This is a genomic window from Bradyrhizobium sp. 134 (assembly GCF_023074155.1).
In the GTDB taxonomy this organism is placed as follows: domain Bacteria; phylum Pseudomonadota; class Alphaproteobacteria; order Rhizobiales; family Xanthobacteraceae; genus Bradyrhizobium.
On record NZ_JADPKX010000016.1, the window covers coordinates 159,205 to 177,728 of the forward strand.

Consider the following 18,524-nt stretch of genomic DNA (forward strand, 5'->3'; position numbering starts at 1 on the left):
CTCCTTATCCGGCTCGTCTAGCGATCATCCAGCACATCGCCGAAGCCGACCCAGCTCTTGCCGTTGAACCGCCGGAGCTGAAGCTGCTGGAACGGCAGATAGTCGTCGGGGCCGGTCGTAACAGCCATTCCCGGCAGCAGCAGCGGCAGCTTCACATCATTCAACGAGGCCGCCTGGCGCATGATGTTGTCGCGGCTGACATCATCCTTGCACGCTTTCAGCACCGTCATCAGCAGCGTGGCATAGTGATAGCCTGCGGCGTAGTTGGAGTTGGAGAGGTCCGCGGTCGGCATGTAGCGCTTCATGAAGGCGAAGTATTCCTTTACGCCGGGATCGTCGGCCCATTGCGGGTCCATCGTGTCCTTCTGGTTGCTCGACGAGATCAGACCGACCGCGTTGTCGAGCCCTGCCGGTTCCAGGAAAGAGATCGACGACGCCGAGGTCGGCACGAAAAACAGCTCCGGCTTCCAGCCGATTTCGGCCACGCCCTTGACCATCTGCGAGGTGAACTTGCCGAGCACGACGCCGAACAGCACGTTGGCGCCGGAGGCCTTCAAGGTCGAGAGCTGCGAGCTGATCGTCGGCGCGCTGGTCTCGTAGCTTGCTTCCGCGACGATCATGCCGGCCGCCTTGGTCCCGAGCGCGCGCTTGAACCCCGCGACATAGTCGCGGCCGAAATCGTCGTTCTGCGAGAGGATCGCGATCCTGGCGTCGGGCTTGGCCTGCAAAATGTATTTGGCATAGACCACGCCCTCGGATTCGTAGGCCGCCATGCCCGGCATGGTCCACGGGTTCTTCTGCGGATCGGCCCATTTGGTGGCGCCGGAGAGCACGAACAGCTGCGGCACTTTCTTGGCGTTGAGATAGCGCTGCACGGCGCTGTTGGTGGCGGTGCCGAGCGAACCGAACATCATCAGCACCTCCTCTTGCTCCACTAGCTTGCGGGTCTGCTCAACGGTCTTTGGTGGCGAATAGGCGTCGTCCAGCGTGATGAACTTGACCTTGCGGCCGTTGATGCCGCCTTCGGCATTGACCTTCTCGAAGAACGCTTCCTGCGTTCGTCCGATCGCGCCGAAGCCAGAGGCCGGACCGCTGTAGGGCAGGGTCTGCCCGATGCGAATCTCGTCGCTGCCTTCGGCATGGGCACTGCCGCCGGCGAGCGTCAGCAACGACATGCCGATCAGTGCGGCTGCCAGCTTCATGGTGTCCTCCCGTTTTATTGTCGTTCCGAGTCGTCAGGCGCTGGCGCGCATCAGGAAATCCTGTCGGGCCTGGTCGAATTCCCGTTTCATCCGGTCGACGAGCTCGGCGACCGGCGGCGCGTCTGCGATCTGGCCGATACCCTGGCCCGAGCCCCAGATGTCGCGCCACGCCTTGGATTTCATGTTGCCGCCGGAGCCGAAGTTCATCTTCGTCTTGTCCGCGGCCGGCAGGTTGTCCGGATCGAGCCCGGCCGCGGCGATCGAAGGGCCGAGATAGTTGCCGTGCACGCCGGTGAAGAGGTTGGTGTAGACGATGTCGTGGGCGGCGTGCTGCGTCAGGGCGGATTTGTAGGCTTCGTCAGCATTGGCTTCCTTCGTCGCGATGAAGCGCGTGCCCATATAAGCGAGGTCGGCGCCCAGCGTCAGCGCGGAGGCGATTGCGAAGCCATCGCTGATTGCGCCCGACAGCAGGATCGCGCCGTCGAACCATTGCTTGACCTCACGTACCAGCGCGAAAGGCGAGAGCGTTCCTGCATGTCCTCCAGCGCCGGCGCAGACCAGGATCAGCCCGTCGACGCCTTGCTCGGCCGCCTTGCGCGCGTGCTTGACGTTGATGACGTCGTGGAACACGAGGCCGCCGTAGGAATGCGCGGCCTCGACGAGCTCGGCGGGCGGTCGCAGCGAGGTGATGATGATGGGCGCCCTGTGCTTCACACAGGTCTCCATGTCCTTCATCAGCCGGTCGTTGGAGGCGTGGCAGATCTGGTTGACGGCGTAGGGTGCGACCTTCTTGCCGGGATTGAGCGATTTGTATTCGCCGAGTTCGTCCTCGATGCGGCTCAGCCACTCGTCGAGCTTTTCCACCGGACGGGCATTGAGCGCCGGAAACGAGCCGACGATGCCGGCCTTGCACTGGGCGATCACCAGCTCAGGGCCCGAGACGAGGAAGAGCGGCGAGCCGACCACGGGCAGCTCGAGCGAATCCTTCAAGAGAGCGGGCAGCGCCATGATGTCCTCCCGGAAACGCAGTCCGCTGGCAGGCGGATGACGAGGCGTTTCCCTGTTGATCGTCGTGGGCGAGTTGCCGCCCATGTTTCATTTCACGCCATTATAGGGGTTGGAGTGCGGCCTCCCATCGTTCAATATTGAACGGATGGCTATTCAGATTTGAACAGAGGCCGCTCATGGACTGGGACCTTTGCAAGACCTTCGTCGCGGTCGCTGATACCGGCAGCTTCACCGGCGCGGCACGCCGGCTGCACAGCAGCCATCCCACCGTCAGCCGCAAGATCGCGGCGCTGGAAGCCCAGCTCGGTACCAGGCTGGTGGCGCGCGCCGCCGACGGCCTGGCGCTGACGGCGGAGGGACGGACGCTGCGCGAGCACGCCGAGGTGATGGCGGCGGCCGCGCTGCGGGCAGAGACGGCAGTCTCGGCCGGAGGGCACAAGGCGCGTGGTACCGTCAAGCTGTCGATCGGCGCGACGCTGGCATCGCATTGGCTGATGCCGCGCCTGCCTGCTTTCCTGCGCGCGCATGATCACGTCCAGCTCGAGATCATCACCCATCCGTTTCCGGCCAGCGTACGCCGGCGCGAGGCGGACGTGGTGCTGCGGCCTTTCGACAGCGGCGAGGAAAATCTGGTCGGCCGCAAGGTCGGCCGTCTCGGCACCGGATTCTACGCCTCGCGCGAGTACGCCGGCGGGCGGTCCCTGCCGGAACGGCGCGGCGAGTGGAAGGGGCACAGCGTAATCGGTTTCGCCGATCAGGCCTCCAATGCCCAGCTTGCGCGCTGGAGCGACGTCGTCACGCGTCAGGCCAGGGTGGTGATGCGCTGCTCGTCGCAGGGCGACATGCTGGCGGCGGTCCGCGCCGGACTCGGAATCTCCGCCCTGTCGTGCTTCGTCGCCGAAAGCTATCCCGATCTCGTGCGTGTCGCGCCCCAGAAGCTCGCCAGCATCGCGGACCTGTGGCTACTCGCCCATCCCGACCTCGTCGAACTGCCGGCGGTGCGGGCCGTCATCGACTTCGTCGCCGATTGCGCCCGGACCGATCGCGTTAGGCTGCGGGGCTAAGCCGATCCCGCGATGACGCCTTCGCGTTTTTTTACCGCGCGATAATAGCTCCACCACAGATGCGCCGCCGCGCCGCGCAGGGGGCGCCAGGGTTCGGCGAGCGGCGCCATCTGCTTCTCCGTCGGCCGCGCCTGCAAGCCGAGCCCGATGCGGATGCCTTCCTGCACCGCGAGGTCGCCGGCCGGCCAAGCGTCGCCATGGCCCAGGCAGAACAGCAGATAGACGTCTGCGGTCCACGGCCCGATGCCGGGCAGTGCGATCAGCGTGTGGTGCGCGGCATCGGCGTCTTCTTCTGCGAGCACGTCGAGGTTCAGCCGCTGTGCGGTGATCTCGCGCGCGAGATGTTTCAGCGTCTTGATCTTGGCGGCGGACAGGCCGAGCCGCCCCAGCCGGTCAGTGCGGGCGCGGCGGACCGCCTCGTGATCGAACGGATCGAACGCTGCGGACAGCCGTCCCCAGATCGCCGCGGCGCTCGCGGTCGAGAGCTGCTGTCCGCAGACGATGTGGGCAAGCCCCGTAAAGCCCGGCTCGCGCCGGCGCAATGCCGGCATGCCGGCAGTCGCCAGCACGGGCTTCAGGCGCGGGTCGTGCTTGACCAGCGCATAGACGGCCTCTTCGAGATCGGATTGGGTTTCGAGGTGGATGGTCATCGCTTGCTGAACTCGTTGTGCGCGGACTTGACCCGCGCATCCATCTCCTATCGTAACAGAGTGTTGGAAGATGGATGATCGGGTAAGCCCGGCCATGACGAGATTTGTGCATATGTCGCCACCCGTTTTCCGATTTGCCCCCAGTCCGAACGGTTTTCTGCACCTCGGCCACGCCTATTCAGCGCTGTTGAATTCCGACCGCGCGCGCGAGACCGGTGGGCGGCTCTTGCTGCGGATCGAGGACATCGACGCGACGCGTTGCCGGCCGGAATATGAGACAGCGATCTACGAAGACCTCGCCTGGCTCGGCATCGCCTGGGAGACGCCGGTGCGGCGGCAGTCGGAGCATCTCGACGCTTATCGCGCAGCGCTGGACAGGCTCTCGGCGCTGGGCCTGGTCTATCCCGCCTTCGAAAGCCGCGCCGAGATCGCAAGGCTGGTTGCGGCGCGTGAAGCGGATGGGCCTTGGCCGCGCGATCCTGACGGCGCGCCGCTCTATCCCGGCGACGCCAGATCGCTGCCCGCCGACGAGCGCGACCGCCTCATCGACACCGGTGCGCCTTATGCGCTTCGGCTCGATATGGCGGCTGCCTGCCGCCGCGCCGCCGGCCTGAGCTGGAACGAACTGGGCGAGGGGCCCGATGGTGAGCGTGGTGTAGTTCCGGCGCGGCCAGAAGCCTGGGGCGATGTCATTGTGGCCCGCAAGGAGACGCCGACCAGTTACCATCTGTCCGTCGTTGTCGACGATGCGCTCCAGGACATCAGCGAGATCGTGCGGGGCCAAGACCTGTTCCACGCCACTTCGGTCCACCGTTTGCTCCAGGTTCTGCTCCGCCTGCCGGAACCCGTCTACCGCCACCATGGGCTAGTTCGCGACCAGGGTGGCCGGAAACTGTCGAAATCAACCAGCTCGACCGGCCTTCGTGAACTGCGCGCTGCCGGCGCCACGCCGGCCGGTATCCGCCAGTTGGTGGGATTAGATTAAGTTTCTCTGGGGGTTAGCCAAACGCCGCCGTGACTCCGGGTGTTCCGCCGTGCCATGCTCACCTGACGGCCCGGGGTTCGAAGGGGATACTTCGAAGGGGAGTTATGGCGGCGAAAACGCGCGCAGCGCGCACTACGGGGACGTCCAAGCGAGTGGCTCGGAAGCGCTCCGGGCCGACTGCCCGGTTGCGCAAGCGCAGCACCAAGCGGGTCGAGCCGGACGTCGTCCAGGCCGCGCTTGCCGCCTTTGCCCATGAGGTCCGCACCCCCCTGACCGGCATTCTCGCGATCAGCGACCTGCTCGCGACTTCGGATCTCGGGGAACGGGAAAGACGCTGGGCCGACACGATCAAGGCCGGGGCCGAGCATCTGGCGAACCTTGCCACCCTGTTCGTCGATGCCGCCCGAAGTGGCAAGGGGACCGGGAAGACGGTCGGGGGTGGAAGCTCGCTGCGGCAGGATTTGTTCGACCTGCGGACGCTCGCACGCAACGCCGGCGATTCGCTGGCCGGTCGCGCCGCGGCCAAGGGTCTCCAGGCCGAGGTCGATATCTCGGAGAAGCTGCCGGGGCTGGTGGTCGGTGATCCCGTTCGCCTGCGCGCCGCGCTCGAGAACCTGATCGACAATGCCGTGAAGTTCACCGAGCACGGCGGCGTGGCGCTCACGGTCGCGCCTTGGCGTTCCGCCAAGAGCAAGAGCAACAGCAAGGGCAGCACCAAGAGCAAAGGCAAAGCAAAGAACAAAGGCAGCGTCGGTGTCGCCTTTGCCGTGTCCGACAGCGGCATCGGCCTCACCATGGCCGAGATCAAGCGGCTGTTCCGGCCGTTTACCCAGGCCAATGTGACCATTGCCTCGCGCTTCGGCGGCGCCGGCCTGGGCCTGTCGTCGGTAAAGCAACTGGCGCGCGCGATGGGCGGCGACATCACGGTCGCCCCTCGGCCCGGCGGCGGCGCCACCTTCACGTTGACGGTGTCGGTGGATGCCACGGGATCGGGCAAGTCCCGCAAGTCGAAGGGTGAAGCCGAGATGGATGCGGTCCCGGCGCTGCGCTTGCTCAGCGTCGAGGACAATCCGTTCGGCCGCGTCGTGCTCAACACCATCCTGACCGAGCTTGGTCATCATGCCGAGTTCATCGGGCGGGGCGAGGACGCGGTGAACCGGCTCGCGCAGGGCGCCTTCGACGCGGTGCTGATGGATATGGTGCTGCCGGGCATCAATGGCGTCGAGGCGATCAGGCGGATCCGCACCATGGCGACGCCGCTGGCTCAGATCCCCATCATCGGGGTGTCCGGCCGCGGCGAGGACGAAGTCGCCTCACGCGAGGCCGGCGCCGACGCCTTTTTGGTCAAGCCTGTGTCTCCGCGGGCGCTAGCGACTGCGCTGCTTGCAGCGACACGCCGTGAGGAAGCCGCGACTTGATGATCGCGGCGTTGAGCTCGCCGCCGAAAACGAAGATCGCCGCGATGAAGTACAGGAACACCAGCGCGATGATCACCGAGGCGAGCCCCGCATACATCGTCACGTAATTGTTGGCGAAGCGCGCCAGATACTGCCCGAACACGATGCCCGAGATCAGCGACGCCACGATGGTGAAGACGATGCCGGGCAGGATCTGGAGGAACCGGCGCCGTCCCGCCGGCAACCAAGTATGCAGGATGATCAGCGCCACGACCAGCGCGCCGACGGTGATGCCGTAGCGCAGCCAGGTGAGGATCCTCTCGTTGGACTCGACGAACAGCGGAATGTGGGCGCGCGCGGCCTCGATGAGGAGCGGCCCGAGCACGATCAGGAATGCCATGGCGAGCGCGGTGATGGCCGCAATCAGCGTGTAGGCAATCGATTCCAGCCGTAGCCAGTACCAGGGCCGCATCTCCACGACCGCATAGGCGCGGTTCAGTGCGACCCGCAGCGCCTCGACGCCGTTGGAGGCGAAGTAGACCGACAGCACCGCGCCGATGGTGAATAGGCCGGTGCGGGTCGTGGTCAGCACGTCGTGGACTTCCCCCGAGATCGAATCCGCGACCTGCTTGGGCCAGACCTGGAGCATCAGGCTTGCGGCCTGGTCCGCGAGTTCCTTGGAGCCGAAGAAGCCGGCGAGCGAGGTCAGCACGATCAGGAACGGGAACAGCGCCATCAGTGTCGACAGTGCAATGTGGCTCGCGATCGCCCAGCCATCGTCGGCCAGGAACGTGTAGAACGCGTCCATCGCGACGACGTAGATGGCACGGATTGCCTTCACGCACCACCTGCACTGCTGTTGTCGTTTCCTCTTCCCGCGCGGGGGAAACGCATTCCGACCTCTCGCCGCAGGCGGGGAGAGGCGAAGAGGACGGGTAATTCGCGCAAATCCAGATTCATCCAGCTAGCTTCTGATATTATTGGCTTAAAAGCCAGATCGGGAACGCCATGGCGGACCGGCGCGGAGGGTGTTATTTACCCTCGAATGGCATCTCTTCTGAGTACTTTCATCCTGCCGATCGCGGTCGGCGCCGTGGCGTTGGTGCTGCTGCTCGGTCTCATCAACATGATGCGCGGCGGCTCGCCCAACACCTCGCAGAAGCTGATGCGCTGGCGCGTGCTGCTTCAGTTCGTGGCGATCGTCATCGCGATGGTCGCCGTGTGGGCGATGGGGCGTTAACATGGTCGTGCTCAATCGCATCTATACGAAAACCGGTGACGACGGCACGACAGCGCTCGGCTCGGGCGAACGCCGGCCGAAATATGATCTGCGCATCGAGGCCTATGGCACGGTCGACGAGACCAATGCCGCGATCGGCGTGGTCCGGCTTCACACCAGGGATGCGCCCGAGCTCGACGCGATGCTTGGCCGCATCCAGAACGATCTATTCGACCTCGGCGCGGACCTCGCGGTGCCCGAACGTGAGGGCAAGGCGGAGCGGCTACGGGTGGTGGCGAGCCAGGTCGAGCGGCTCGAGCGCGACATCGACGCGCTCAACGACAAGCTGGCACCCCTGACCTCCTTCGTGCTGCCGGGCGGCACGCCGGCCGCCGCCTACCTCCATGTCGCCCGTACGATTTGCCGCAGGGCGGAACGCGTGATGGTGGAACTGGCGGCCCGGCCGGAAGAGCCCGTTGGTGCCGCTGGCATCCAGTATATGAATCGCCTGTCGGACTTCCTGTTCGTCGCGAGCCGCGCCAGTAACGACGACGGCGCCGGCGACGTGCTCTGGGTTCCGGGCCAGAATCGCTGACCCATCAGGCGGCGCATTTCTGGGCGCTAAAATTAGACCCCTTCGCGCGTTGACCGGGCCGGATCAGGCCTTTAGGTTCCGCGCCAGTTGATAAATCCCCTCCCAGATTGAGTGAAAGAGGATCGATGAAGGTCTTGGTGCCGGTAAAGCGGGTGGTCGATTACAACGTCAAGGTCCGCGTCAAGAGCGATGGATCGGGTGTTGAACTCGCCAACGTCAAAATGTCGATGAACCCGTTCGACGAAATTGCGGTCGAAGAAGCGCTGCGCTTGAAGGAAGCCGGCAAGGCGACCGAAGTCGTGGTGGTCTCCATCGGACCGGCGCAGGCGTCGGAAACGATCCGCACCGGTCTCGCCATGGGCGCCGATCGCGGCATCCTGGTGAAGGCCGAGGGCGCGGTCGAGCCGCTCGCCGTCGCCAAGATCCTGAAGAAGATTGCCGACGAAGAGCAGCCGGGCCTGATCATTCTCGGCAAGCAGGCGATCGACGACGACAGCAATCAGACCGGCCAGATGCTGGCCGCGCTGCTCGGGTGGTCGCAGGCGACCTTCGCCTCGAAGCTCGAGGTCGAAGGCAGCGACTTCAAGGTCACCCGCGAAGTCGACGGCGGCTTGCAGACCGTGAAGCTGAAGGGACCGGCGATCGTCACCACCGATCTCCGTCTCAACGAGCCGCGCTATGCCTCGCTGCCCAACATCATGAAGGCCAAAAAGAAGCCGATCGCGGACAAGACCGCTGCCGATTACGGCGTCGATCTCACCGCGCGCCTCGAGGTTCTCAAGACGACCGAGCCGGCGGGCCGCAAGGCGGGCGTCAAGGTCAAGGACGTCGCCGAGCTGGTGTCGAAACTCAAGAACGAAGCCGGGGTGCTCTGATGACGACGCTTCTGATTGCCGAACACGACAATGCGTCGCTCAAGGATGCGACCAACAAGGCCCTGACCGCGGCGGCCGCGCTCGGCGCGGACGTCGAGGTTCTGGTGGCCGGCGAGAACGCCAAGGCTGCAGCGGACGCGGCCGCAAAGCTTGCCGGTGTGAAGAAGGTGCTGCTCGCCGACGGCGCGCTCTACGCGCACGATCTGGCCGAGCCGCTGGCCGCGCTGATCGTCTCGCTGGCACCGTCCTATGACGCCATCGTCGCGCCCGCGACCTCGCGCTTCAAGAACGTGATGCCGCGCGTCGCGGCCCTGCTCGACGTCATGCAGGTCTCGGAAATCACCAAGGTGGTCGCTCCCGACACCTATGAGCGTCCGATCTACGCCGGCAACGCCATCCAGACGGTGAAGTCGAAGGACGCCAAGAAGGTCATCACGGTGCGCACCTCCACCTTCGCCGCAGCAGGTGAAGGCGGCAGCGCGTCGGTCGAGAGCGTCGCGGCGGCGGCCGATCCGGGCCTGTCGTCCTTTGTCGGCGAGGAAGTCGCAAAGAGCGACCGTCCCGAACTGACCTCGGCCAAGATCATCGTGTCTGGTGGCCGCGCCATGCAGAGCCGCGAGAATTTCGCAAAGTACATCGAGCCGCTCGCCGACAAGCTTGGCGCCGGCGTCGGCGCTTCGCGTGCGGCGGTGGATGCGGGCTATGCGCCGAACGACTGGCAGGTCGGCCAGACCGGCAAGGTCGTGGCCCCCGAGCTCTATGTCGCAGTCGGCATTTCCGGCGCGATCCAGCATCTGGCCGGCATGAAGGACTCCAAGGTGATCGTCGCGATCAACAAGGACGAGGACGCGCCGATCTTCCAGGTCGCCGATTACGGCCTGGTCGCTGACCTCTACCAGGCGGTTCCGGAGCTGACGGCCGAACTCGGCAAGCTCGGCAAGTAAAACGCGCTAAAACACCGGCTGGAGCTATAAACTCCGGCCGGTGTTGCTTTTTGAGGCGTTTTCTTTGGCGCGGGACACGCCTTCGAAGCGATCCAATCTAGGTTTCGAGGCCGGGTTCTGATTAAATCAGACCTCCCGGCTCAGGGGGATAGGCAGGCGCGGTTGATAGCGCGCCGTTCCGGTGGATGACATTATGGCGGCAGTAATCAAGAAGGTCGGCGTGATCGGCGCGGGGCAGATGGGCAATGGCATCGCACATGTCGCTGCGCTGGCCGGCTTCGACGTGGTGCTCAACGACATTTCGACCGACCGCCTCAAGTCAGGCATGGCTACGATCAACGGCAACCTGACGCGCCAGGTCTCCAAGAAGGCCGTTAGCGAGGACGACAAAGCCAAGGCAATGGCGCGTATCGTGGCCGGCGAGAAGCTGGACGACCTCGCGGACTGCGATCTCGTGATCGAGACCGCGGTCGAGAAGGAAGAGGTCAAGCGCAAGATTTTCCACGATCTCTGCGCGGTGTTAAAGCCGGAGGCGATCGTTGCCTCCGATACATCCTCGATCTCGATCACGCGGCTCGCCGCCGCCACCGACCGGCCCGAACGCTTCATCGGCATTCACTTCATGAATCCGGTGCCGTTGATGGAACTGGTGGAGCTGATCCGCGGCATCGCCACCGACGACCAGACCTTCGAGGCGTCAAAGGAATTCGTCGGCAAGCTCGGCAAGCAGGTCGCGGTCTCCGAGGATTTCCCGGCCTTCATCGTCAACCGCATCCTGCTGCCGATGATCAACGAGGCGATTTACACGCTGTATGAAGGCGTGGGCAATGTCGAGGCGATCGACGCGGCGATGAAGCTCGGGGCGCACCATCCGATGGGCCCGCTGGAACTCGCCGATTTCATCGGCCTCGATACCTGCCTGTCGATCATGCAAGTGCTGCATGAGGGCCTCGCCGACTCCAAGTACCGCCCGTGCCCGCTGCTGGTGAAATACGTCGAGGCGGGCTGGCTCGGTCGCAAGACCCAGCGCGGTTTTTACGACTACCGCGGCGCCAAGCCGGTTCCGACGAGATAAGCCGGTCTCGCGCCCCGGCTCTGCGTCGCGTCATTGCATGGCGCGCCGCGTCCGGAACACGGACAAAGCCCCACCTAGGGCGTTTCGTGGCAATTCATGTCCCGTTAACCGCTCGCGTCTAGGTTACGGCCGGTACGAGGGTTTGGTAATGGACATGATGGCGATGGTCAGCAGCATGCTGGCCTCTCAGCAAGGCGCGCTGCAGTCGAATATCTCGGCGACGCTGATGAAGCAGAACGCGGACGCGGAGAAATCCACCGTCCTGACGCTGCTCGGCGCCGGACAGCCCTCGCTCGCCAATGTCGGCGCCGGCCTCGGCAGCAACCTCAACGTCACCGCCTAAAACATCGTCGCCTAGAACGACGCGGCGGCTTTGCCCGTCGCAGCCCGGATCAGCTTGAGCGCATCTTCGCTCGCCCATTCCGCCGGCCCCGCGATCGTCGCGATCTCGCAGCCTTGGGGATCGACCAGCACCGAGGTGGGCATGCCCAAAGCCCGGCCTATCGCCTTAAGATCTTGAAAAACTTTGGCTTTCTGATCGTTGAAATAGCCGAGCCTGATAAGATTGGCCTCTTTCAGGAACGTCTTGGGCTTCTCGGGGTCGCGGGTGTCGATATTGATCGCCACCACCTCGAAATTCGGGCCCGAAAGCTTGCCCTGGAGCTCGTCCAGCGCCGGCATTTCCTTGCGGCAGGGCACGCACCAAGTGGCCCAGAGATTCACCAGCAGCGTCTTGCCGCGGAAATCCGACAGCTTCTTCGGCCTGCCGTCGGCGTCCTCGAAGGCCAGGTCCGGCAGCTTCAGCGGTGCGGTCGCCATGGTCAGCGCCGCCACCTCGCCATGGGCGAGCGGGGCGATCTTCTGTGCCGTGTTCACCGCCGCCCGGCAGGCGGGATCGCCGGATGGGGACCGGCCCAGGCCGAGCCCGTACAGCGCGGCAAAGCCAGCCAGGCCCCCGACCACGACGGTAGCGATGACGACGGGGATGCGGCGCGTGGCCGACCGTGCTTTCGTTTGGTCGAGCCTGTCGTTGGGGTCGAGCATATCGTTTGTCATCCGGGCGCAGATATGGCTATCAGAGGCCTCTTAATACGGCTGGCAGCCGTCAGCAAACGTGCGGCGGCGACAGGCAAGGCGTGAGCAGGGGATCATGAGCAACAAGATGTGGGGCGGCCGGTTCTCGGAACGCCCCGACGAGATCATGGAAGAGATCAACGTCTCCATCGACGTCGATCGTCACCTCTTTGCCCAGGACATTGCCGCGTCCAAGGCCCACGCCGCGATGCTGGCCGCACAGGGCATCATCACGGCCTCTGATGCGAAAAATATCGGCAGGGGTCTAGACACGATTTTGTCAGAGATCGGCAAGGGCGGCTTCGAATTCAAGCGCGCGCTCGAGGACATTCACATGAATGTCGAGAGCCGCCTGTCCGAGCTGATCGGCCCTGCCGCCGGCCGCTTGCACACCGCGCGCTCGCGCAACGACCAGGTCGCGACCGATTTTCGTCTCTACGTCCGCGATGTCCTCGATGAGACCGACGCCGCGCTCGCCGCATTCCAGCGGGCGCTGGTCGAGCGCGCGCTGGAGCATGCCGGGACGGTCATGCCCGGCTTCACGCACCTGCAGACCGCGCAGCCGGTGACCTTCGGCCACCATCTGCTCGCCTATGTCGAGATGGCCGCGCGCGATCGCGGCCGTTTCCAGGACGCGCGCAAGCGGCTGAACGAATCCCCGCTCGGAGCTGCAGCGCTCGCCGGTACCTCGTTCCCGATCGATCGTCACGCCACGGCGAAGGCGCTCGGTTTTGATCGTCCGATGGCCAACTCGCTCGATGCGGTTTCCGATCGCGACTTCGTGCTGGAGACGCTGTCGGCGGCCTCGATCTGCGCCGTGCACATGTCGCGCTTCGCCGAGGAGATCGTGATCTGGACCTCCCCACTGGTCGGCATGATCCGCCTCAGCGACAAGTTCACCACGGGATCCTCGATCATGCCGCAGAAGCGCAATCCTGACGCCGCCGAGCTGGTGCGCGCCAAGACCGGCCGCGTGATCGGCGCGCTCAATGGGTTGCTGATCGTGATGAAGGGCCTGCCGCTCGCCTATCAAAAGGACATGCAGGAAGACAAGCAGGGCGCGATGGAAGGCTTCGCCGCGCTGTCGCTCGCGATCCGCGCCATGACCGGCATGGTCCGGGATCTCGTGCCTGATGAAGCGAAGATGAAGCTTGCTGCAGGCGAGGGCTACGCCACCGCGACCGATCTTGCCGACTGGCTGGTGCGGACGTTAAAGATGCCGTTCCGCGAGGCCCATCACGTCACCGGCCGCATCGTCGCGAAAGCCGCCGAGGGCGGCGTGGCGCTGCACGAGCTCCCGCTCAAGGAGATGCAGGCGATCGAGCCGAAGGTTACGAAAGACGTGCTTGGCGTGCTCTCGGTCGAATCGTCGGTCAAGAGCCGGACCAGCTTCGGCGGCACCGCGCCGAAGAACGTGGCGGCGCAGGCCAAGGCCTGGCTGAGGCGGCTGGAAAAAGAGCGAAAATTGGGCTGAGGGCAAAATTTCGCTTATGTTTCATGATCATCCGGGTCTCGCCAGAGCGCGCCAATCTCTGTATGGTGCGCCGCGCGTAGTGGGGATTTCGTCGTGACGTCAAAGTTTCGCCCGGCCGGCTCGGGGTGGGCCATCATTGTCTTGAGCCTGACGGCGCTCGCGCTTGCCGGCTGTGGCCGCAAGGGCCCGCTGGATCTGCCGCCGACCGCTTCGAGCGCGTCCACAGCCAACGTCGCTCCGCCGACCGACACCGAGGCCGAAGCCCAGAGGACGCCGAGCGTGTTCAATCCCACCTATGGCGCGGACGCCGCACCGGCGGCGACCAAGGGCAGGAAGAAACCCTTTATCCTCGACCCGCTGCTGGACGAAAGACCCAGCCGATAGGCTGGGGCAACTGAGCCAACGCCATGAACCATTTTGACTATCGCAACGGCGTGCTGCACGCCGAGGCAGTGAACCTGTCCGAGCTGGCTGCAACCGTCGGCACGCCGTTCTATTGCTATTCGACCGCGACGCTCGAGCGGCACTATCGCGTTTTCACCGACGCTTTCGCGGGCGAGAAGGTGCTGGTCTGCTACGCCATGAAGGCGAATTCCAACCAGTCGGTGCTGCGCACGCTGGCCAGGCTCGGGGCCGGCGCGGACGTGGTCTCCGGCGGCGAATTGAAGCGCGCGCTGGCCGCCGGCATTCCGGCAAGCAAGATCCTGTTCTCCGGCGTCGGCAAGACGGAAGACGAGCTGCGCGCCGCACTGGCCGCCGACATCCTCTGCCTCAACGTCGAATCCGAGCCCGAACTCGAGCTGCTGTCGCGCCTTGCGACCGAGACGGGCAAGACCGCGCGGATCTCGATCCGTGTCAATCCTGACGTCGATGCCGGCACGCACGCAAAGATCTCGACCGGCAAGTCCGAGAACAAGTTCGGCATCCCGATCGCGCATGCCCGCGAGGTCTATGCCCGCGCCGCGAAGCTGCCGGGCATCGAGGTCACAGGCACCGACGTGCATATCGGCAGCCAGATCACCGACCTGTCCAAGATGGAGATCGCGTTCCGCATCCTCTCCGAATTCGTGCAGACGCTGCGTGCCGACGGCCACAACATCTCGCATGTCGATTTCGGCGGCGGCCTCGGCATTCCCTATTACATGGACCGCGAGGCGCCGCCTGCGCCCGACGCCTATGCCGCGATGGTCAAGCGCGTCAGCCACAATCTCGGTTGCACGCTGATGTTCGAGCCGGGGCGCATGATCGTCGGCAATGCCGGCATCCTGGTCGCCAAGGTGATCTATGTGAAGCGCGGTGACGGCAAGAATTTCGTCATCATCGACGCCGCCATGAACGATTTGATCCGTCCGACGCTGTACGAGGCCCATCACGACATTCTGCCGGTGACGCAGCCTGCGAAGGGGGCCGCGACCATGATGGCCGACGTCGTCGGCCCGGTCTGCGAGACCGGCGACTACCTCGCGCTGGATCGCACGCTGCTGACGCCAAAGCCCGGCGACCTCATCGCCATCATGACCGCCGGCGCCTATGGCGCAGTGCAGGCCGGCACCTACAATACGAGGCCGCTGGTGCCCGAAGTGCTGGTGAAGGGCGACCAGTACGCCGTCGTGCGTCCGCGCATCGAGGTCGAGCAATTGATCGCGATGGATACGCCGGCGCCGTGGCTGTGAGGCTGTGATTGTCCACGATGAGCGCAGCTACCGCTGCGCCCATCGCTGCATTGACCCCTACTTCTTGAACCGGTCCTTGATCGCGGCGAGGCCGGAATCATAGACGCCGCCGAGGGCATCGACCGCTTCCTTCTCTCGCCCCGGGTCGGGCGTGTAGATGCCGGTCCATGTCACCACCGACGCGCCTTCACCCTTTGCCGTGACCTTGATGGTCGACTTATACTGGCTCACCGGCAGTGGGCTCGACAGGAACACGTAGGAATAGCTGTAGTCTTTGTCGTTCCGCGCAGTCTGCGTCTCCACGAACGAAGCCTTGCCGTCCCTGGTGACGAGCGTCCGGGTTGGGGGCGACTTGCCGTCCACGATGCACTGCCCCACCGGCGGCAGCCAATTCTTGATCGCGCAGAACGGCCCGATGACGGACCACACCTCGGCCGCAGCACTGCTGACCTCGATGCTCCTCGTCAGATTGGCTGCGGACGCCGGCATGACGCCGACGCCCAGGCCGAGGGTGCAAATCGCGGCGCTGCGAACCGAAACGAGCAATCTGGAAGCCGCTGAATCGTATTTCTTCATGGTAATCTCCTGTGTCAGGCGGGCCGTGATGGCGGCGGCCGGCTTGCCAATGCCGGTCGAATAGACGCTCACCACCGTCCGCGGCCAGTTCAGAGAATGAATCGCTGCTGATACAGAAACTGAACTAGGAAGCCGTGCGCGGCGGCCCTAAGGTTGCGCCTTCGCTTGTCACGGAGACCCGCATGACCATTGGCAGCTACAGGCAGTTCTGTCCGGTCGCGATGGCGGCCGAGATATTATGCACGCGCTGGACCGTCGTGCTCCTTCGCGAACTCATTGCCGGCTCGACGCGCTTCAACGAGCTGCGCCGCGGCGTTCCGCGGATGTCGCCTGCCTTGCTCTCGCAACGTCTCAAGGAGCTCGAAGCCGCCGGCATCGTTACGCGGCGGGCATCGGCTTCCGAGCGCGGTATCACCGAATATCTGCTGACCACAGCCGGACGCGAACTCGGCCCAATCGTGGAGGCGTTCGGCATCTGGGGCCAGCGCCGTATCGAGTCGGATCTGTCGCTTCAGCATCTCGATGTCCAGCTGTTGATGTGGGACATGCGGCGGAATTTGAACACGACGCCGATGCCGACCCGCCGCAGTGTGCTGCAGTTCGCGTATCCGGAATTGCCTTCGACGCAGCGATTGTGGTGGCTGATCGTCGATCCCGACGACAGTGTCGACCTCTGCTCGATTGATCCCGGTTTCGATGTTGACCTTTACGTGTCGGTTGATCTGCGCACCATGACGGCGATCTGGATGGGACTCGATACCGTGCGCGCGGCCGTCGCAAGCCGGCGGATGCTGCTCACCGGCGACCGGCAGCTTGCCGCGGCCATGCAAAGCTGGCTGGGCCTCAGCCCGTTCGCCAAGGAACGCAAGCTGGCGAGCTGATCCAGGGCGGCGCAATTCAGTATTTGTATCGCCCCGCTACAGTTCCCGTACTGGCGAGCCCCGCCCGTGTTCTGGCACCCAAGTGATGCCCGCCCCTATCAACGCGGAGCTGAACTCGAGCCAGGAGACGCGGCATGACAGCCTATCTGATCGCAGACATCAAAGTGACCGACGGAAAATGGGTGCCGGACTATGCGGCCTCCGTTCACGACCTCGTGCACAAGCACGGCGGCAAGTACCTCTCGCGCAGCGGCAATGTGAAGACGCTGGAAGGTGCCCCTCTCGACACCTCGCTGATCGCGATCATGTCGTTTCCGACGGCGAAGGCAGCAGAGTCCTTCGTCACTGATCCCGCCTACAGCCGCTTCGCGGCAGCGCGCAGGGGCGGCAGCGAGAGTCGCTTCCAGTTGATCGACGATACCGACTTGGCCGGCACGATCCCCTATCTCGCCAAGGCTTGAACTGCGTTTCGTCAAAAACTCGGCGCGCAGGCGCAGACCTGCCCGGCCAACACAGGAGATTGGAATGAACGATTCACTCGCGGGCGCAGGCCTGCTTCGCATGCTTTTCGTAGCTTGCAGCGTGGCCTGGCTGCTCGCACTTTCCGGCGTCGCGTCGGCCCGGGTCACACGGTGCGACATTACGTGGGTCAGCTGCAACAACACCTCTGCGAAATGCTCGAGCGAGAGACGGTGCATGCGCAGGTGCGACGAGAAGTATATCAAATGCAGCGGGGGCTCGGCCTCCTTGCAACTGGAGCAGCCGATCGACCTTCTGGAACTTAGCAGACGCCGCTCGTAGCAGATCGATCCAAGGAGGACAGCGCAGCGCCGGTCGCCGGCGCTGCGCTTTCGTGTTGGCGCTAGCTGGGTGGCCTGCCGCCAACCACAACGCCCGCCTTCTTCTCGATCGGCTTGATCGCCGCGGTGAAATCGGACTCGGCGCCTTCCGCGCTGATGACCGTCTCCCACAACCGCCCGACCGCATCCGCGACCTCCATCGACAGGCCGAGCTGCTTCATCTCCTCCAGCGCCAGCCGCACGTCCTTCACCATCAGTCCCGTGGCGAAGCCGAAGTCGAAGCTGCGCGGCAGCACCGAGCGCGGAAACTTGTCGCGGCTCGCGGTGTTCATGCCGGAGCCGGCATTGATGACGTCGATCATCACGGCGGGATCGAGCCCGGCCTTGACGCCCATCACCACCGCTTCCGAGGTCGCCACGATCGCGGTGGCCGACAAGAAGTTGTTTGCGAGCTTCATGGTCTGCGCCGCGCCGGGCTTCTCGCCGATGAAGAACACTTTTCCGATGATGTCGAGCGCGGGCTTGAGCAGCTCGAACTCGGTCTTCGGCCCCGAGACCATCACCGCCAGCGTGCCCTTCTCCGCGCCGCCGACGCCGCCGGAGACGGGGCAGTCGATCTGCACGATGTCATGCTTGGCGAGCAGGCCGTGAATCTTAACCGCCATCGCGGAGCCGACCGTGGAGAGGTCGATGAAGCGCTTGACGCGGCTCCCCTCGATCACGCCGTTCGGCCCCGTCGCAACCGCGAGCGAAGCCTGCAGCGAGGGCAGGCTCGCCATGACCGTCTCGACCTGGTCGGCGACCTCCTTCGGCGACGTCGCTGCAGTGGCGCCGCGCGCCACCAGCTTGTCGACGACCTCCCGGCGCGTGTCGAACACGACGAGCCGGTTGCCGGCCTCGATCAGCCGCCGCGCCATCGGGAAACCCATGTTTCCGAGGCCGATGAATCCGATGTCCATGGTGTTTCCTTGTGTTTGTTATTCGTCGTTGTACCGCGACCCACGGGCCACACACTCGCTGTCGTCCTGGCGA

The 18,524-nt window shown here is 64.7% G+C and carries 21 protein-coding genes; 14 read left to right on the forward strand and 7 right to left on the reverse strand.

Annotation, left to right across the window (positions count from 1 at the left end; all coding sequences use genetic code 11):
* Positions 1–17: 17 nt before the first annotated feature.
* Both IVA75_RS06425 and IVA75_RS06430 read right to left on the reverse strand, forming a co-directional pair.
* Positions 18–1,202 (reverse strand): ABC transporter substrate-binding protein, encoded by a 1,185-nt coding sequence (locus tag IVA75_RS06425; protein ID WP_247285801.1) that lies wholly within the window; start codon positions 1,200–1,202, stop codon positions 18–20.
* A 33-nt stretch (positions 1,203–1,235) separates the two neighbouring features.
* Positions 1,236–2,210, reverse strand: coding sequence for a nitronate monooxygenase family protein (locus IVA75_RS06430; protein WP_247285803.1), 975 nt, complete (start codon positions 2,208–2,210; stop codon positions 1,236–1,238).
* A gap of 176 nt (positions 2,211–2,386) precedes the next feature.
* Between IVA75_RS06430 and IVA75_RS06435 the strand changes: the two genes are divergently transcribed.
* Positions 2,387–3,274 carry a LysR family transcriptional regulator gene (locus IVA75_RS06435; protein ID WP_247285805.1) on the forward strand — a complete coding sequence of 296 codons (888 nt, stop codon included), beginning with the start codon at positions 2,387–2,389 and terminating at the stop codon, positions 3,272–3,274.
* Here IVA75_RS06435 and IVA75_RS06440 read toward each other — a convergent pair.
* On the reverse strand, positions 3,271–3,924 hold the full coding sequence (locus IVA75_RS06440) for a DNA-3-methyladenine glycosylase 2 family protein (protein WP_247285807.1): 654 nt from the start codon (positions 3,922–3,924) through the stop codon (positions 3,271–3,273). The genes IVA75_RS06435 and IVA75_RS06440 overlap by 4 nt on opposite strands.
* Positions 3,925–4,036: 112 nt before the next feature.
* Here IVA75_RS06440 and gluQRS point away from each other — a divergent pair, with 112 nt between their 5' ends.
* On the forward strand, positions 4,037–4,909 hold the full coding sequence (gene gluQRS, locus IVA75_RS06445) for a tRNA glutamyl-Q(34) synthetase GluQRS (RefSeq protein ID WP_247285808.1): 873 nt from the start codon (positions 4,037–4,039) through the stop codon (positions 4,907–4,909).
* A 104-nt stretch (positions 4,910–5,013) separates the two neighbouring features.
* Positions 5,014–6,327: an ATP-binding protein gene (locus IVA75_RS06450; RefSeq protein ID WP_247285809.1), complete on the forward strand. Its 1,314-nt coding sequence runs from the start codon at positions 5,014–5,016 to the stop codon at positions 6,325–6,327.
* Here the strand turns inward: IVA75_RS06450 and IVA75_RS06455 are convergent.
* Positions 6,254–7,147 carry a YihY/virulence factor BrkB family protein gene (locus IVA75_RS06455; protein ID WP_027565623.1) on the reverse strand — a complete coding sequence of 298 codons (894 nt, stop codon included), beginning with the start codon at positions 7,145–7,147 and terminating at the stop codon, positions 6,254–6,256. The genes IVA75_RS06450 and IVA75_RS06455 overlap by 74 nt on opposite strands.
* 204 nt (positions 7,148–7,351) lie before the next feature.
* On the opposite strand from IVA75_RS06455, the gene IVA75_RS06460 reads away from it, so the two are divergent.
* The 6 genes from IVA75_RS06460 (at position 7,352) to IVA75_RS06485 (ending at position 11,357) form a co-directional block, all read left to right on the forward strand.
* Positions 7,352–7,546 carry a twin transmembrane helix small protein gene (locus IVA75_RS06460; protein ID WP_027514161.1) on the forward strand — a complete coding sequence of 65 codons (195 nt, stop codon included), beginning with the start codon at positions 7,352–7,354 and terminating at the stop codon, positions 7,544–7,546.
* Position 7,547: 1 nt separating this feature from the next.
* Positions 7,548–8,120: a cob(I)yrinic acid a,c-diamide adenosyltransferase gene (locus IVA75_RS06465; RefSeq protein ID WP_247285810.1), complete on the forward strand. Its 573-nt coding sequence runs from the start codon at positions 7,548–7,550 to the stop codon at positions 8,118–8,120.
* Between the two features lie 125 nt (positions 8,121–8,245).
* Positions 8,246–8,995 (forward strand): electron transfer flavoprotein subunit beta/FixA family protein, encoded by a 750-nt coding sequence (locus IVA75_RS06470; protein ID WP_018453239.1) that lies wholly within the window; start codon positions 8,246–8,248, stop codon positions 8,993–8,995.
* A complete protein-coding gene (locus IVA75_RS06475) occupies positions 8,995–9,939 on the forward strand; it encodes an FAD-binding protein (RefSeq protein WP_027514159.1) in 945 nt (314 codons plus the stop codon). Before IVA75_RS06470 ends, IVA75_RS06475 begins: the two co-directional genes overlap by 1 nt.
* 193 nt (positions 9,940–10,132) lie before the next feature.
* Positions 10,133–11,014, forward strand: coding sequence for a 3-hydroxybutyryl-CoA dehydrogenase (locus IVA75_RS06480; RefSeq protein WP_007597339.1), 882 nt, complete (start codon positions 10,133–10,135; stop codon positions 11,012–11,014).
* 148 nt (positions 11,015–11,162) lie between these two features.
* Positions 11,163–11,357 carry a hypothetical protein gene (locus IVA75_RS06485; protein ID WP_247285811.1) on the forward strand — a complete coding sequence of 65 codons (195 nt, stop codon included), beginning with the start codon at positions 11,163–11,165 and terminating at the stop codon, positions 11,355–11,357.
* Positions 11,358–11,368: 11 nt separating this feature from the next.
* On the opposite strand, the gene IVA75_RS06490 is transcribed toward IVA75_RS06485, so the two are convergent.
* Positions 11,369–12,058, reverse strand: a complete 690-nt coding sequence (locus tag IVA75_RS06490) for a TlpA disulfide reductase family protein (RefSeq protein WP_247285812.1) — start codon at positions 12,056–12,058, stop codon at positions 11,369–11,371.
* 106 nt (positions 12,059–12,164) lie between these two features.
* Between IVA75_RS06490 and argH the strand changes: the two genes are divergently transcribed.
* The 3 genes from argH (at position 12,165) to lysA (ending at position 15,235) form a co-directional block, all read left to right on the forward strand.
* A complete protein-coding gene (gene argH, locus IVA75_RS06495; RefSeq protein WP_247285813.1) occupies positions 12,165–13,562 on the forward strand; it encodes an argininosuccinate lyase in 1,398 nt (465 codons plus the stop codon).
* A 93-nt stretch (positions 13,563–13,655) separates the two neighbouring features.
* Positions 13,656–13,946: a lipoprotein gene (locus IVA75_RS06500; RefSeq protein WP_247285814.1), complete on the forward strand. Its 291-nt coding sequence runs from the start codon at positions 13,656–13,658 to the stop codon at positions 13,944–13,946.
* Between the two features lie 23 nt (positions 13,947–13,969).
* Positions 13,970–15,235, forward strand: coding sequence for a diaminopimelate decarboxylase (gene lysA / locus IVA75_RS06505; RefSeq protein ID WP_247285816.1), 1,266 nt, complete (start codon positions 13,970–13,972; stop codon positions 15,233–15,235).
* Positions 15,236–15,292: 57 nt separating this feature from the next.
* On the opposite strand, the gene IVA75_RS06510 is transcribed toward lysA, so the two are convergent.
* Complete coding sequence (locus IVA75_RS06510) at positions 15,293–15,883, reverse strand: SRPBCC family protein (RefSeq protein ID WP_247285818.1); 591 nt, start codon at positions 15,881–15,883, stop codon at positions 15,293–15,295.
* 110 nt (positions 15,884–15,993) lie between these two features.
* On the opposite strand from IVA75_RS06510, the gene IVA75_RS06515 reads away from it, so the two are divergent.
* A complete protein-coding gene (locus IVA75_RS06515; RefSeq protein ID WP_027565615.1) occupies positions 15,994–16,692 on the forward strand; it encodes a helix-turn-helix domain-containing protein in 699 nt (232 codons plus the stop codon).
* Between the two features lie 134 nt (positions 16,693–16,826).
* Positions 16,827–17,153, forward strand: coding sequence for a DUF1330 domain-containing protein (locus IVA75_RS06520; RefSeq protein WP_247285820.1), 327 nt, complete (start codon positions 16,827–16,829; stop codon positions 17,151–17,153).
* 401 nt (positions 17,154–17,554) lie between these two features.
* Here the strand turns inward: IVA75_RS06520 and IVA75_RS06525 are convergent, their stop codons facing one another.
* The gene (locus tag IVA75_RS06525) at positions 17,555–18,451 is read right to left on the reverse strand and encodes an NAD(P)-dependent oxidoreductase (RefSeq protein WP_247285822.1); all 897 of its coding nucleotides are present in this window, start codon (positions 18,449–18,451) and stop codon (positions 17,555–17,557) included.
* Positions 18,452–18,524 lie beyond the last annotated feature (73 nt).

Bases quoted from the DNA above. Each gene is read 5' to 3' on its own strand.
- IVA75_RS06525 (WP_247285822.1), bottom strand. From the start codon at position 18,451: ATGGACATCGGATTCATCGGCCTCGGAAACATGGGTTTCCCGATGGCG.
- IVA75_RS06450 (WP_247285809.1), top strand. From the start codon at position 5,014: ATGGCGGCGAAAACGCGCGCAGCGCGCACTACGGGGACGTCCAAGCGA.
- IVA75_RS06435 (WP_247285805.1), top strand. From the start codon at position 2,387: ATGGACTGGGACCTTTGCAAGACCTTCGTCGCGGTCGCTGATACCGGC.
- lysA (WP_247285816.1), top strand. From the start codon at position 13,970: ATGAACCATTTTGACTATCGCAACGGCGTGCTGCACGCCGAGGCAGTG.
- IVA75_RS06480 (WP_007597339.1), top strand. From the start codon at position 10,133: ATGGCGGCAGTAATCAAGAAGGTCGGCGTGATCGGCGCGGGGCAGATG.
- IVA75_RS06515 (WP_027565615.1), top strand. From the start codon at position 15,994: ATGACCATTGGCAGCTACAGGCAGTTCTGTCCGGTCGCGATGGCGGCC.
- IVA75_RS06460 (WP_027514161.1), top strand. From the start codon at position 7,352: ATGGCATCTCTTCTGAGTACTTTCATCCTGCCGATCGCGGTCGGCGCC.
- IVA75_RS06490 (WP_247285812.1), bottom strand. From the start codon at position 12,058: ATGCTCGACCCCAACGACAGGCTCGACCAAACGAAAGCACGGTCGGCC.
- IVA75_RS06430 (WP_247285803.1), bottom strand. From the start codon at position 2,210: ATGGCGCTGCCCGCTCTCTTGAAGGATTCGCTCGAGCTGCCCGTGGTC.
- IVA75_RS06440 (WP_247285807.1), bottom strand. From the start codon at position 3,924: ATGACCATCCACCTCGAAACCCAATCCGATCTCGAAGAGGCCGTCTAT.
- IVA75_RS06520 (WP_247285820.1), top strand. From the start codon at position 16,827: ATGACAGCCTATCTGATCGCAGACATCAAAGTGACCGACGGAAAATGG.
- IVA75_RS06425 (WP_247285801.1), bottom strand. From the start codon at position 1,202: ATGAAGCTGGCAGCCGCACTGATCGGCATGTCGTTGCTGACGCTCGCC.
- IVA75_RS06485 (WP_247285811.1), top strand. From the start codon at position 11,163: ATGGACATGATGGCGATGGTCAGCAGCATGCTGGCCTCTCAGCAAGGC.
- IVA75_RS06475 (WP_027514159.1), top strand. From the start codon at position 8,995: ATGACGACGCTTCTGATTGCCGAACACGACAATGCGTCGCTCAAGGAT.
- argH (WP_247285813.1), top strand. From the start codon at position 12,165: ATGAGCAACAAGATGTGGGGCGGCCGGTTCTCGGAACGCCCCGACGAG.
- IVA75_RS06470 (WP_018453239.1), top strand. From the start codon at position 8,246: ATGAAGGTCTTGGTGCCGGTAAAGCGGGTGGTCGATTACAACGTCAAG.
- gluQRS (WP_247285808.1), top strand. From the start codon at position 4,037: ATGTCGCCACCCGTTTTCCGATTTGCCCCCAGTCCGAACGGTTTTCTG.
- IVA75_RS06465 (WP_247285810.1), top strand. From the start codon at position 7,548: ATGGTCGTGCTCAATCGCATCTATACGAAAACCGGTGACGACGGCACG.